Below are 14,406 nucleotides of genomic sequence, written 5' to 3' on the forward strand. Positions count from 1 at the left end.
GCGTTAGCTTCTATGTTTTACAACTTCGAATTTCCTTTAGCTCTATTATTTAAGGATTGACCTAATTTGTATTCGGCTTTTATTTCTTTCGTCTTATATTATAATTTCAAATGAACTTCTCATTAATTCGCAATTCAACTTTCATCGTTTGCGGTTGCAAAGGTAATGCTTATTTTTAAACTACAAAATAAAATCTTAAAAAGTTTTTACTCCCGTTTAAAGCGCTATTACTTCACTGTTTTTTTCAATTTACAATACTACTCGTCTTTCGTATTGAGAGTGCAAATATAGAACATCTTTATTCACTTTACCAAACACATTTTAGAATTATTTCCTACGCTTTAACTAACTCACTGAACCTCCGTAGAATATTTTTTGAAATAAAATTAAAATACGTTATTATTCATTGAATTTATGTAATAATACATTTATGTGTTCTATATAGAAGGTGATTTTATGCCTAATCAACATAAAAAATCTATTATATAAAGGATGTATTTTTTTAGGATTTATATTTATCTTAAAATTTAGAGATTGGCTGACAGTTGAGCTTTTTCGCGTTAGGGATTGCAATGGATATCCTTTGCTAGCTAGCAAAGATAGAAATGGAAAGCCCGACCGAAGGGAACGCCCAAAAAAATATATAAAAAAAGCATCTTAATAAATTAAGATGCTTTTGTATTTTGGATAATGTAGTTATTAGCTTGCTAAAACGATTACATTATTGTTGCTCATTTCTAAAGTTCCTCCTTTGATATCAAATAACAAAGTTTTTGATTGAGATGGAGACGTGTATACTTTTCCTGATTTATTATTAAAATCTTTAAAAGTAGATTCGTGAACAGCAATTTTAATAGTCCCTTCACCTAAAGTAGCTACAATAGGGGCGTGGTTATTTAAGATTTGGAATTCACCATCTTTACCAGGTAAAGTGATTGCATCAATCTCACCGTCAAAAATTACTTGTTCTGGAGTGATAATTTGTAATTGCATATCCGTTATATTTTAAAAAAAAGAGTACTTAGTTGTCTTGTGAAAAGAAACGTAAGCACTCTTTATATCGTTATTCTTTTAATTATTTAACGTCTGCTAACATTTTCTCACCTGCTTCAATCGCTTCTTCGATTGTACCACGTAAGTTGAATGCTGCTTCTGGGTATTGGTCAACTTCACCGTCTAAGATCATATTAAATCCTTTGATAGTGTCTTTGATATCAACTAATACACCTTCGATACCTGTAAATTGCTCTGCAACGTGGAATGGTTGAGATAAGAAACGTTGGATACGACGTGCACGGTGTACAACTGTTTTATCCTCTTCTGATAACTCTTCCATACCTAAGATAGCAATAATATCTTGTAATTGGTTGTAACGTTGTAAAATTTCTTTTACACGTTGAGCTGTTTCGTAATGATCTTTACCTACAATTTCAGGATTAAGGATACGAGAAGTAGAGTTTAATGGGTCTACTGCTGGATAAATACCTAAAGAAGCAATTTTACGATCTAATACTGTAGTAGCATCTAAGTGAGCGAAAGTTGTAGCTGGCGCAGGGTCAGTTAAATCATCCGCAGGAACATAAACTGCTTGTACAGAAGTAATAGATCCGTTTTTAGTAGAAGTAATACGCTCTTGCATAGCACCCATTTCAGTTGCTAATGTAGGTTGGTATCCTACTGCAGAAGGCATACGTCCTAATAAAGCTGACACCTCAGAACCTGCTTGAGTAAAACGGAAGATATTATCTACGAAGAATAATACGTCTTTTCCCTGTCCTTGACCATCTCCGTCACGGAAATACTCAGCTAAAGTTAAACCTGTTAAAGCAACACGAGCACGTGCACCTGGAGGCTCATTCATTTGTCCGAATACGAAAGCAGCTTTAGAATCTTTCATTAATTCTGCATCTACTTTAGATAAATCCCAAGAACCTTTCTCCATAGAGTGAATGAAATCATCACCGTATTGGATAAGACCTGCTTCGATCATCTCACGCATTAAGTCATTCCCTTCACGAGTACGCTCACCAACACCAGCAAATACAGATAAACCTCCGTGTCCTTTTGCGATGTTATTCATCAACTCCTGAATTAATACCGTTTTACCTACACCGGCACCACCGAATAAACCAATTTTACCCCCTTTAGCGTAAGGCTCAATTAAGTCGATTACTTTAATCCCTGTAAATAAAACTTCAGATGCTGTTGATAACTCTTCGAATTTAGGAGCTGATCTGTGAATTGGTAAACCGTTTTCTTTATCTAAATTTCCTAAACCATCAATAGCATCTCCTACAACATTAAAAACACGTCCTTTGATTGCTTCACCGATTGGAACCATGATAGGTCTACCTTGAGAGAATACTTCTTGCCCTCTTTGTAAACCATCAGAACTATCCATTGCAATACAACGTACAGTATCTTCACCGATGTGTTGTTCTACTTCAAGAATTAATTTATCTTTTCCTGCACGTGGAACTTCTAATGCATCATAAATATTTGGAAGGCCTTCAGCGTTATCAAAAATAACATCAATTACAGGTCCGATAACCTGAGCAATTCTACCTTTCTTTTGATTTGCCATTATATGAAATGATTTAGTTTATTTTATTTGGGTGCAAAGGTAAGTCAATTCTAGCTTAATATACATATACATTTTAAGATTTTTATCATAATATTTTGATTATTAATCAAGAATTTACATATATTATGATATTTATAAAGAAAAATTGTTCCTAAAAGATGTAGGAGTTACATTTGCTAAAAATCAATTCTGTGGAAGTTTATCAATCGATACAAGGTATAAAGGCAATTAAAAATCCTATTCTTACATTGGGTATGTATGATGGTGTGCATATTGGTCACCAAGCCATTATTAATCAATTGAATAAGATTGCTAAAGATGTAGATGGTGAAAGTGTTTTGTTAACATTTGATCCTCATCCTCGTATGGTATTACAACCAAATTTTGATTTTAAGTTTATTTATACTTTAGATGAAAAAGAAAAAGCTTTAGAGAGATTAAAGTTAGATCATTTTATTATTCATCCTTTTACAAAAGAATTTTCGCAACTTACTTCATTAGAATTTGTTCGAGATTTATTAGTTAATCAGATAAAAATTCATACCCTAGTTATTGGATACGATCACCATTTTGGAAAAAATAGAGAGGGTAATTTTGAACAACTAGAAATTTTATCAAAAGAATACGGTTTTAATTTAGTACAAATTGAAGCTGTGGACTGCAACGATATTGCTGTAAGCTCTACTAAAGTGAGAAATGCTTTGGTCGAAGGAAATATAGATTATGTAAATAAAGCCTTAGGATATCCATATCCTATAAGTGGTGAAGTAGTACATGGTGATAAAATCGGTAGAACTTTAGGTTTCCCAACAGCAAACTTAAAAGTTGATGATTTAAAAATAATTCCATCACATGGTGTATACAGTGTAAATGTATTTATTAAAGAAAACAAATATTTAGGTTTATTAAGTATTGGTATTCGTGAAACTGTAACCAATTCGAAAGAATTAAGAGTAGAAATAAATATATTAGATTTTGAACAAGATATCTATGGACAAACTATTCGAATCGAATTATTAGATAAAATTCGAGATGAAAAAAAATTTAATAGTCTAGATGAATTAATAGAAGCAATGAATCAAGATAAAATACATGCTATAAAAAAATATTCTAAATAAAAGTATAAGGCTCCATATGGAGCCTTATACTTTTATTGGATAATTATTTTATTAGATTTTGTTTCGCCATTTCTAAAATATATGTTTAGCATATATATACCTTTTGGAAATTCTTGAATATTAATTTCATTATTATTATTTACCACTTTTAAAATTTTCCCTTCCATGTTAAATAATTCTAACTTATAAACTTCTCCTTTAGAATTGATTCTAACATATGATTTTGTAGGATTTGGAAAGATCTCATAAGAAACAGAGGATAAATCTCTTGTATTTAATGTATTAAAAATAGTTTCAAAATTTGGAATCCCATAACCTAATTGATTACTGTATACAGGATATAAATGTGCTGAATTTTCAATAAGATTTTTTAATTCGTTAATAGATTTAGTAGGATAAGCACTCATCAATGTTGCAATAGATCCTGCCATAATTGGCGAAGCAAATGAAGTACCATTTACGGAAACATAGTTTCCATTTGGAGAAACTGTGGGAACATAAACTCCCATTGCAGAAACATTAGGTTTATATATTCCTACTGCGTTTGGTCCATAAGATGTAAAACTTGCAGGATAATTATAACTGTCATTTGCGCCAATAGAAAATACTTCTGGAACATCGGCTGGAGCAGAAATATAATGCCAACTATTATCTCCATCATTTCCCATCGCATTTACTACAAAAATACCTCGAGAAGCTGCTATCTTAGCACCTTTAGAAATTAAGGTTGTTTCTCCATTCATATTCTCATACGTAAAATCGTACCTAGAATCGTCAAAAGTTGTATATCCTAAAGAAGTGTTTATAATGTCTACACCAACACTGTCTGCGCGTTCAGCTGCTTGAATCCAGTATAGTAATTCTTTTGGTGTTTCTGGGTTTGCGTCTTCCGATATATACAATGCATAATTAGCATCTGGTGCACTCCCCACATATGTACCATCTACATTTCCCGCCATATTTGCAAGTACCATTGTTCCATGAGAATCCTTTTGATATACATTGCTATGATTATTGACAAAATTATAGGTATCTATAATTCTACTTTCGTCTCTTAGTTTTTTAAAGGTTGCTACGGTATTAACACCAGGAAACCCAGCATCAATTACTCCAATTAAAATATTTTGACCTGTAAATCCAGCATCGTGAAGTGGTTTTAAATTTAATTGATTAATAAACTCTGTACTATATCCATAATCAAATTCTTGTATACGATTAAATTTATTCGTTACGATTGGATTTTCTCGCTTAGGATTAGTATTACGAACTAGTGATTCCACATTATCTACGAAAGGTAAATTTTGTAATTGATTAACGACAGTTTCGTCAGAAATTTCTACCATTATAGTATTTAGCCACTTTGAAGCGCCTACGTAATCTAAATTCAAATTCTTAATTTCCTGAATTTGAGTTGGTAAAATTGGGACATCTTTTTCGTCCAAAAGTATATCCCTATTAATTCTTCTGTCTAATGCTTTTTGAGAAAGCATAGATAATGGATTATTAAAAAAAACTGATGTATTGGTCTTTGGTTTTAAATTAACTAAGTATAGATCTTGACTCCAGGCTGTGGTTGTGCATAAAGTGAATAAAAATGGTAAAAAGTATTTCATTTAGTGTTTATTAATTACATCTAATTTAATACTTTAATATAAAATGACTTCTTAATTTTAATTAATTGATGGAAATAAATTTATGTAGTAATTATAAATACTTTCCTTATGGCTAATGATTTCAGCTAATATTTCAGGTTTAATTTTTTTAGAATTAGTTTGTACCGAAACATTTCCTTTTTCTCTTGTAAAAGAAATCCTAATTCCACCATTATCAAAGATTAATTTATTATTGCTTTTATTTAAAAATTTAATACTGATTTTATTTACTTGATCCTGAATTACAAATCTGTTTCTGTAAAATACAACGGAAGGGATATCTTTATAAACTTGTTTAGTAGCTCTAGAAGTAATTATACTATCAGATACATTCGCTTTATATAATTTTGCGGACGAAGCTGCAGCTAAGAAGATTGTATCTTCTTTTTTATTTTTCAAAGACATACTTCCATTAATAGGCCCTATTTTATTTTGTGCTAATAAAATAGATTCTGAAATTGTAGTTTTATCTATTTCAAGAATATTATCTACAGAATCTATCGCATTTTCAGTGATGCTTTCTGTTGAAATTTTAGGATTTTTCTTAAATGATTTGCCTTCTATTTTATTTTCATTTTTTACTATCTGAGGTAAATATTCATTTAAAATATCTTCCTTTTCATTAATAATTTTAGAATCATTAGTTTGCTCTAAATTATTTATATCTTTTTGAGTAATTGTAACTGTATTGATTTCCTTCTTATTCAGATTATCAATAAAAAAATAAAAATATGGGATAGCAATTAATGCGAATACAGCTGCGGCCGACCAAATACTTTGTATAAATTCTACAAAAGGCTTTTTCTGTTTCGGATTTAAACTATTTTCTATTTTATTCCAAACTATTTCGCGAGGTTTTTCATGTGGAATATTTTCCTCTGCTGTTTTACGAAATAATTCTTCTAGTGGATCTTTTTCGTTCACAATAAATTCGCTTTTAGGTTTGGGTATTTATTAAATAAATCTTTCAATTTTGTTTTTGCTAAATTCAATTGTGATTTTGAAGTGCCTTCAGAAATACTTAATTGTTCAGCAATTTCTTTATGTTTATATCCTTCTATTACGTAAAGAACAAATACAATTCTACATCCCTCTGGCAATAAATTTAAAAGTTGCATTATATCACCATTATCCTCATTAATTATGTTATCAGCATGTAATGACTTGTTGTGATCTTCAATATTCAATAAAAAAGTTTTATTCTTTCTAATTTCCATCAAACATTCATTAACAATTATGCGATGCATCCATCCTTCAAAATTGCCTTCATTTGAAAATGAATTGATGTGTTGAAAAATTTTTAAAAATCCTTTTACCAACGCATCTTCTGCTTCATGCACATTCACAAAATATCTTTTACAAACCGCAAAAAAACGCGAATCATATTTCTCGTAAAGCAATCGTTGAGCTTTAGTATCATTTTTTTTACATGCTTGAATTATGTGCTGTAGATCCAAGGACTATTTGTTTAAACTATATTATAGATGCGAAATTAATGGAAAAGGTTGTATAACAGTATCCTAAATTTAGTTAATATTTCTAAAATAATAAAAGCCACCGATTATTGGTGGCTTTTAATAAGTATATATGTTTAGTATTTATAAATTTATTTTTTGATAAATTTCTTTACTACACGCTTATTATCTTGATTAATTTCAATTAAGTATACTCCTTTATCTAACTTACTAACATTAAGAACTTGAGTAGTTAAAACTCCATTCTCAACATTTTGTCCTAACATATTTTTAATACTATATGATATTGAACTATTAGATTCTGATTTTATATTTAATACATCCGAAGTTGGATTAGGATAAAGCAAGAAATCAACTTTATCAATATCTCCAGTAGATAAATCGTTTTTAGCAAAAACAGCTTTAATCGTATAATCTAACGCTGGATTTATAGTCAACTCTGCATCTGTAGATGTATAATCTCCTTCCCAACGTAAAAATTTATAACCAGGTAATGCAACTGCTTGTAATTTAACAGGAACATTTTTAAAATAATCACCTGACCATGTAGAATAATCGCCATCAATACCTACAGTAGAATTATTGATTTCAATTGTATTTACTTTAACAAAACCTTCTTCAGGATTACTAGTTTTAGCTGTTAATTGGTAAGTACCTTCTAGGTTAAATTGGTTATTGATATGTCCTAATTGCGCTGTTCTTCTTTCATTGGCAAACTTTCTTAATTTGTCAATATTAGTTTCCCATACATCTAATGATGGGATTAAATTCCATCTTTCAATATGCTTTGGCATATCTGGTTCTAAAACACTTTTGATATTTTCAATAAGATTCAGAACATGATTTTCTTTATAACTTGTGTTTAATAAATCTGAAAATCTATTTATAAAATAATTTTTATAATTAGCATTTGTTAATAAACCATTAAAAATATAATTTGTATAAATAAAACCTCCTACATCATTACTTAGTGCATGAGCTAATGTATTATGATTTGCAGTATTATTAATCCAACCTTCACCACCGTTCATTGCTACATCATAATCTTTTACTAACCATCTCCATCTTCCATCTTGTCCAAATTTTGCAGATGGATTATAATCAACACGTTTTCTGAAATAAACATTGTTATTCTGAGGCCAGTCAAAATTAGCCGCATAAATCCCCGTAATGTGGTAATCAGCTAAATTAATTTCATCTACATATGTAATAGCTTCTTGAAATTTTTCTTCCGATTCTAAATTTACATTTTGGAAAAAATTCATGGTTTGATTGTAAAATTTATCATCACCTAAATCTACAATACCATCATTTTCAAGATAATCTAATTCATCTTCTTTAATTCCAAATACTCTTTCAAAATACTTTTCATCATACCTTTCTCTTATGTTATAAATACCATAATACTCTCCATTAACAAATGTATTTACAGGTTGATAATTTTGAGTTTCAGAATTCATATGCTCATTCAACTTATGAATTAAAGCATCTCTAAATAATGTAGATTCAGTATCTTGTCCAGAATTTCTTAAAATTAGTCTTTTAAATTTATCGTATCCATAATCTTTAAAAAACTGATGATTGAAATTTTTACTTCCATAGGCATCCTTTGCATAGATACGGAAAGGTCTATTAGCAAGGTATCTTGTCCCGTTTCCATTATTTCTTAAACCTGCATCATGATTTAATTTAGAAATTTTATTTTCTAAGTAAATAACATTCAGTCTAATCTCTGATTCAGATCCACTTGCCCAATAATTAGCTGGAGTAAAAGCATTTATTTCTGTTTGAGGATTATTTTTTCTCCACTCGTCAAATGTTCTCCCTGCAACAAATAATCCTTTTTCATAACCAAATAAATTCTCATCATCCGTTGTGAAATTTATAATTGGTAATGTGTAAGTATTTTCATTAAAAAAATAAACTTGTGTTACAGTATTTGAAGTTGCATCATTAGAAAAAGCTTTAGCCCTTACAACAAAACTTTTATCTATTTTAGTAGATGGAAAATAGGGTTGTGATTTAAATGTTGTGGAAATATTAGCAATACGATTCGGCTCAGATGTTCTATTATATACTACAATTGGATTTGTATATTTATTTGATTTTAATGTGTTTTCATAAAATTGAAATTCTGTGTCCTCTGGATATTGTGGATATTGTTTTTTGTATTGATAAGTTCTCCCGTCTAAATTATTAATATCAGGTTCAGAACCATCTAACGTATAAATAATTGTTGTATTAGGATCCTTATGACTTAAAATAAGTTCAAATTGAGAATCATAAAATCCTGATTCTTTAGAAAATTCAGGTAAATCAAGAGATTGACCGAATAAAGGAGTTATAAATAATAAAGGTAAAAAATAGATGTTTTTCATATTTAATTTTAAAAAAAACAAAATTAACAATATTATCTAAACAAAAAAAAGTTGATGAATTTTATTCATCAACTTTAACATTTTAAAATATTTGAAAAATATTATTTTACTAATTCATTCTTAACTAAATACTCTGCTATTTGCACCGCATTAGTTGCTGCTCCTTTACGTAAATTATCCGCTACAATCCAACAGTTTAAAGCATTTGGCAATGATAAATCACGACGAATACGTCCTACAAAAACATCATCTTTACCTTCAGAATAAAAAGCCATTGGATACGTGTTTGTATCTGGATTATCTTGTAAAGTAACTCCTTCTTGATCTGCTAACAATCTTCTAACGTCTGCTAATTCAAAATCATTTTCAAATTCAATATTTACAGATTCTGAGTGTCCTCCTTGTACTGGAACACGAACTGCAGTTGCTGTAATATTCATTTCATCTACGCGCATAATTTTTTTAGGTTCACGCGTTAATTTTAATTCTTCTTTTGTATAACCAGTTTCTTCATCAAAAACATCGCAATGAGGCAAAGCATTTTTGAAAATTTGATATGGATAAACTTTCGCAACATTTTCTCCTCTTACTTCACCCTCCAATTGTTGTACTGCATCTTTACCTGTTCCTGTAACAGATTGGTAAGTAGAAACTACAACACGTTTAATGCCATATTTTTTATGTAATGGATTTAAAACCATTACTAACTGAATTGTAGAACAGTTAGGATTAGCAATAATTTTATCTTCAGTTGTTAAAATATCTGCATTAATTTCCGGAACAATTAAAGGAATATTTGGTTCCATTCTCCATGCTGAAGAGTTATCAATTACAGTTGTACCAACTTCAGCAAACTTTGGCGCCCATTGTTTGGAAGTTTCTCCTCCTGCAGAAAATAGTGCGATATCTGGTCGCAACTCTACTGCATCTTGCATTGATACAATTGTATACTTTTCACCTCTATATTCAATAGTATTTCCTACAGATTTTTGTGATGCAACTGGGATAATTTCAGTAATTGGAAAATTTCTTTCTTCCAAAACTTGGAGTATAACTCTGCCGACCATTCCGGTAGCGCCTACGACTGCTATTCTCATTGGTTCTTTAACTTATTTAATTAATGAATTGAACAGTAAAATTAGCTAAATATTCTTTACTTATTTACCTATTTTTCACATTTATAGCATTAAAAATTGAATGAATATATATGGCAGAAATATATTCATTTGTGCTTACCTAAGTTTGAATAATCTTAAAATATATAAGACCTTATCAGAATAAAATTGTGAGTAAAAATATTATAAAATAAAAAAGTAGAGCAAAATGCTCTACTTTTTTTATAAAATTAAATATGTTTTATACTTTATTAATTATTTTTTGATGAATTTTTGGATACGTGTAACACCTTTATCATCTTGTACTCTTAAGAAATAAACACCTTTGCTTAAATTAGCAACATTGATTTTTCCTTCCTTTGAAGCACTTGGAGTTCCTACTACACGTCCTGTTACGTCAGCAATCTCAACTTTTGCAATGTTAGAATCTTTTAATGAAACTACAACATCTGTAGTTGCTGGATTAGGATATACTGCTAATTTATCAGAACCTAACTCAACAGTTCCCATTACACCTTCTGCAGTACCAACTACATTTAATAACCAACTAGAGTTAAATCCTAAATCTTTTATATCTACTGGCCATTCCTCAACACAATCTGATCCAGGCCATCCAATAAATGATGGTGCTGTTTGAGGATCTTCATTATTACCAAACCATGCTCTTGGTCCACCTTCAACCCACTCATAACCAATACCTACACCGAAATCTGTTCCTGCTGGAATAACCGTAGTTGCAATAAGAGGTAAATTTATCCAATCATTATTTTGAGTTGGTACTGTCATAGATCCATATGCATCTGTTACAGTAAGATTTTCAATTTCTGTTGCCGTAATATCAGTTCCTGCTGGTACTGTTGCTACTTCAGCCCACATTGTAATTCCTGTAGAAGAAGTAGAAAAATTAACTTCAGTTACAGTAAAATCTGTAGTAATCCCGTAAGAAGCTAAATTAAAGAAACGTGAGTTATAGTTGGTAGAATTCTGACATAATGGTGTAGAATCTAAAGATGGATTATCAGTATATTGTACTAATGTATGCTGAGTCTCTGCTAAATTATTATTTGGAGCTGTTGCTGTTGCTGCAGGTAAACCATCGATAACTTGTACTTTTTCTAATGATTTAGTTTGTCCAAATGCAACTGAAAAAGCTGCAACCGATAAAAGAGTAAAAATTTTCTTCATATTATATATGTTATAGATTATTAATTCAAAGTGTTATTAATTACTAATTTACATATTATTTTTAATTCACAAAAGTTTTGCGCATTTTTTTATGGATTACGCTTTAATAAAAACAAATATTTAATACATTTATTAATAATACACAAATTACTTATGAATGTCTTAAAAAGATAAATAAACCATAAAACTTAATTTATTATTCGTCTTAAATTATTTCAAAAAAAAAAGCGCTACATATCAAAGATATGTAGCGCTTTTTTTTATTATGAACTAAAAATTATGCAAACTCGTTGTAAGCTTGTTTTAGATTTTCAGCAATTGCATCTGCAGAGTGTCCTTCTATGTGATGACGCTCTAACATATGAACTAATTCTCCATCTTTAAATAAAGCTACAGCTGGTGAGCTAGGAGGGAATGGTGCAAAAAATTCTCTTGCTCTATCCACAGCCTCTTTATCAAATCCTGCGAAAACTGTAGTTAAGTTTGTAGGTACTTTATCATTATCTAAAGATCTTACAACACCAGGTCTTGCTGCACCTGCTGCACAACCACATACACTATTTACCATAACCAAAGTTGTTCCTGGTTTAGCGATTGCTGCTTCAACTTGTTCTGCAGTTGTTAAATCTTCAAAGCCGTTAGAAGTCAATTGCTCCTTCATTGGCATAACTATTTCTGCTGGGTACATATTTGTAAATTTTATATTTAATTTAATTAAAAGTCAAAGTTACATATAATCTAAAACTTTTAGAATACTTACCTTTGAATTCTCAAATTTACGAAGAAGTTTAAACACATGAAATTGACATTTGGTAAGAACGAAAAGTTAAAAAGTAAGAAAGCAATCGAATCATTGTTTTCAGAAGGTCAATCCTATGTGTCTCATCCTATAAGAATTGTTTATAGAATTCATCCAAAAAGAGACTATACAATAAGAATAGGAGAGAGTGTTGCAAAGAAAAAATTTAAACATGCTGTAGATAGAAATCTCCTAAAGAGACGTATAAAAGAAGCTTATCGCCTAAACAAAGCTTTAGTAAATATTTCTGAAGAAATTTCTATTGATATTCTGTTTATATATACATCATCTAAAATTAAAGATTATCATACAATTGATAAAATGATGAAAGAAATTCTTATAAAATTAGATACTATTATTAATAAAAAAGAGCAACCCGAATAGGTTGCTCTTTTTTATTTTAAAATTGAAACTTATTATTAAGCTACTTTTTTAATATTATTTTGAAGTTTGAAAAATCCAAAAAATACAAGTGCTAATATCAATCCGCAGATAGAAGATCCAATTCCAATAACCATTGGAAAGTTTTCTTCTGCAGAAAATCCTGCGCTATAATCAACCATGTAAAGGTTATATCCTAATGCACCTACTAATATAGCAGTGATAATATAAATATATGTTTTCATCGTAAATGAATTTTATAAATTAAACTCTTGGATAAATAATGCTCCGATATTAGAAGTAAATAACTTTATCGCAATTGACAACAAAATTACACCAAAAACTTTCTTTAAAACTGATAAAACACCAGCTCCTAACCATTTTTCTAATTTTCCTGCAAATTTTAACACTAAGTAAACAACTAACATGTTTAAAATAATGGCTATTACGATATTAATATCTGCGTACTGCGAACGTAGTGAAAGTACAGTTGTTAAAGATCCAGCTCCAGCGACAAGAGGAAAAGCAATAGGAACGATGGAAGCAGAACCTGCATCAACACCTTTTTGAATTTCAACACCCAAAATCATTTCTAAAGCAATGATGAAAATAACGAAAGCTCCTGCTACAGCGAAAGATTGTACATCAACACCCACCAAATTAAGAATCTTAGTACCAAAAAATAAAAATGAAATCATTAATATTCCAGCTGCAATGGATGCTTTTTCTGATTCGATGTGACCTACTTTACTACGAATTCCTACAATAATTGGAATACTTCCTAAAATATCAATTACAGCAAAAAGTACCGCAAATGTTGTCCCGATTTGGTTTAAATTAATCTTAGAGAAAAATTCCATAGATAGTATATATTTAATGTTTTTTTAACTTTCGCAAAGTTAATTTATTTCTTTATTTCTCACAATGAAAATAACAAGCAACTAATTAATAATCAAAAACTAATTTTTTTAAGAATCTTCTAACCAATCCCTAAAATCTTTCACTTTTTCGCGACTAATTATACATTCTTGTTCCGCATATTTATTTAAAATAACTTTTAATCTGGAATTAGAGTAAACATAAATATCTGTTATTGCACTAATTTTGACGAGTTGACCTCTGTTGATTCTATAAAATAACTTAGGATTGATTAATTCTTCAATTTTATCTATAGTATAATCAAGCAAATATTTTTTGCCTTCTTTGGTATATGCATAGGTTCCTTTATTCTCACTATAAAATATTTCCACATCATCTGTTAAAAACATTTTTAATGATGTACCAACCTTAGTTGTAAAACGTTCTTTATAAGATTTCTCATGCTCAAAAAGAGATTTTATTTCACCTAGATTAACTGTTAAATTCTTATGTTTTTCAAATTTATCAATCGCAAAAGACAATTCATCCTCATCTATAGGCTTCAATAAATAATCAATACTATTTAACTTAAATGCTTTTAAAACATAATCATCGTAAGCTGTTGTAAAAATAATAGAAGAAGTAATTTCAACTTCATCAAAAATTTGGAAGGATAAACCATCTGATAATTGAATGTCCAAAAAAATTAAATCGGGCTGTGGATGACTGCTCAACCAAAGAACACTTTCTTCAACAGAATGTAACATTTTGTCTACCTCATATCCTAATTTTTCGATACGACGTCGGAGTAGGCGAGCAGCTGGTTTCTCATCTTCTATGATTATAATATTCATGCGATTA

14 protein-coding genes are annotated in these 14,406 nt (G+C 29.8%); 2 read left to right on the forward strand and 12 right to left on the reverse strand.

The window, feature by feature from the left end; translation table 11 throughout:
- Positions 1 to 699: 699 nt before the first annotated feature.
- Entirely contained in the window at positions 700 to 993 is a 294-nt protein-coding gene (locus tag IM532_RS09355) for a FoF1 ATP synthase subunit delta/epsilon (RefSeq protein ID WP_194183196.1), read from the reverse strand.
- An 82-nt stretch (positions 994 to 1,075) separates the two neighbouring features.
- Positions 1,076 to 2,584 carry a F0F1 ATP synthase subunit beta gene (gene atpD, locus IM532_RS09360; protein WP_194183197.1) on the reverse strand — a complete coding sequence of 503 codons (1,509 nt, stop codon included), beginning with the start codon at positions 2,582 to 2,584 and terminating at the stop codon, positions 1,076 to 1,078.
- A gap of 191 nt (positions 2,585 to 2,775) precedes the next feature.
- Between atpD and IM532_RS09365 the strand changes: the two genes are divergently transcribed.
- A complete protein-coding gene (locus IM532_RS09365) occupies positions 2,776 to 3,702 on the forward strand; it encodes a bifunctional riboflavin kinase/FAD synthetase (RefSeq protein WP_194183198.1) in 927 nt (308 codons plus the stop codon).
- A gap of 32 nt (positions 3,703 to 3,734) precedes the next feature.
- Here IM532_RS09365 and IM532_RS09370 read toward each other — a convergent pair whose 3' ends face one another.
- The 7 genes from IM532_RS09370 to IM532_RS09400 form a co-directional block, all read right to left on the reverse strand.
- Positions 3,735 to 5,315 (reverse strand): S8 family peptidase, encoded by a 1,581-nt coding sequence (locus IM532_RS09370; RefSeq protein ID WP_194183199.1) that lies wholly within the window; start codon positions 5,313 to 5,315, stop codon positions 3,735 to 3,737.
- A 57-nt stretch (positions 5,316 to 5,372) separates the two neighbouring features.
- The gene (locus IM532_RS09375) at positions 5,373 to 6,278 is read right to left on the reverse strand and encodes a hypothetical protein (RefSeq protein ID WP_194183200.1); all 906 of its coding nucleotides are present in this window, start codon (positions 6,276 to 6,278) and stop codon (positions 5,373 to 5,375) included.
- Positions 6,275 to 6,811 (reverse strand): RNA polymerase sigma factor, encoded by a 537-nt coding sequence (locus IM532_RS09380; protein WP_194183201.1) that lies wholly within the window; start codon positions 6,809 to 6,811, stop codon positions 6,275 to 6,277. Before IM532_RS09380 ends, IM532_RS09375 begins: the two co-directional genes overlap by 4 nt.
- Positions 6,812 to 6,960: 149 nt before the next feature.
- Complete coding sequence (locus IM532_RS09385; protein WP_194183202.1) at positions 6,961 to 9,207, reverse strand: CotH kinase family protein; 2,247 nt, start codon at positions 9,205 to 9,207, stop codon at positions 6,961 to 6,963.
- 101 nt (positions 9,208 to 9,308) lie between these two features.
- Entirely contained in the window at positions 9,309 to 10,304 is a 996-nt protein-coding gene (locus tag IM532_RS09390) for an aspartate-semialdehyde dehydrogenase (RefSeq protein ID WP_194183203.1), read from the reverse strand.
- Positions 10,305 to 10,577: 273 nt separating this feature from the next.
- Positions 10,578 to 11,507 carry a T9SS type A sorting domain-containing protein gene (locus IM532_RS09395; RefSeq protein ID WP_194183204.1) on the reverse strand — a complete coding sequence of 310 codons (930 nt, stop codon included), beginning with the start codon at positions 11,505 to 11,507 and terminating at the stop codon, positions 10,578 to 10,580.
- Positions 11,508 to 11,784: 277 nt separating this feature from the next.
- Positions 11,785 to 12,195, reverse strand: coding sequence for a BrxA/BrxB family bacilliredoxin (locus IM532_RS09400; protein WP_194183205.1), 411 nt, complete (start codon positions 12,193 to 12,195; stop codon positions 11,785 to 11,787).
- A gap of 108 nt (positions 12,196 to 12,303) precedes the next feature.
- On the opposite strand from IM532_RS09400, the gene rnpA reads away from it, so the two are divergent.
- Positions 12,304 to 12,690 carry a ribonuclease P protein component gene (gene rnpA / locus IM532_RS09405; RefSeq protein ID WP_194183206.1) on the forward strand — a complete coding sequence of 129 codons (387 nt, stop codon included), beginning with the start codon at positions 12,304 to 12,306 and terminating at the stop codon, positions 12,688 to 12,690.
- Between the two features lie 35 nt (positions 12,691 to 12,725).
- On the opposite strand, the gene IM532_RS09410 is transcribed toward rnpA, so the two are convergent.
- The 3 genes from IM532_RS09410 to IM532_RS09420 form a co-directional block, all read right to left on the reverse strand.
- The gene (locus IM532_RS09410; RefSeq protein WP_194183207.1) at positions 12,726 to 12,932 is read right to left on the reverse strand and encodes a hypothetical protein; all 207 of its coding nucleotides are present in this window, start codon (positions 12,930 to 12,932) and stop codon (positions 12,726 to 12,728) included.
- Positions 12,933 to 12,944: 12 nt separating this feature from the next.
- Positions 12,945 to 13,547, reverse strand: a complete 603-nt coding sequence (locus IM532_RS09415; RefSeq protein WP_194183208.1) for a MarC family protein — start codon at positions 13,545 to 13,547, stop codon at positions 12,945 to 12,947.
- Between the two features lie 108 nt (positions 13,548 to 13,655).
- Positions 13,656 to 14,399: a LytR/AlgR family response regulator transcription factor gene (locus tag IM532_RS09420; RefSeq protein ID WP_194183209.1), complete on the reverse strand. Its 744-nt coding sequence runs from the start codon at positions 14,397 to 14,399 to the stop codon at positions 13,656 to 13,658.
- Between the last annotated feature and the right edge of the window lie 7 nt (positions 14,400 to 14,406).

This window comes from Faecalibacter rhinopitheci (assembly GCF_015234135.1).
In the GTDB taxonomy this organism is placed as follows: Bacteria; Bacteroidota; Bacteroidia; order Flavobacteriales; family Weeksellaceae; genus Empedobacter; species Empedobacter rhinopitheci.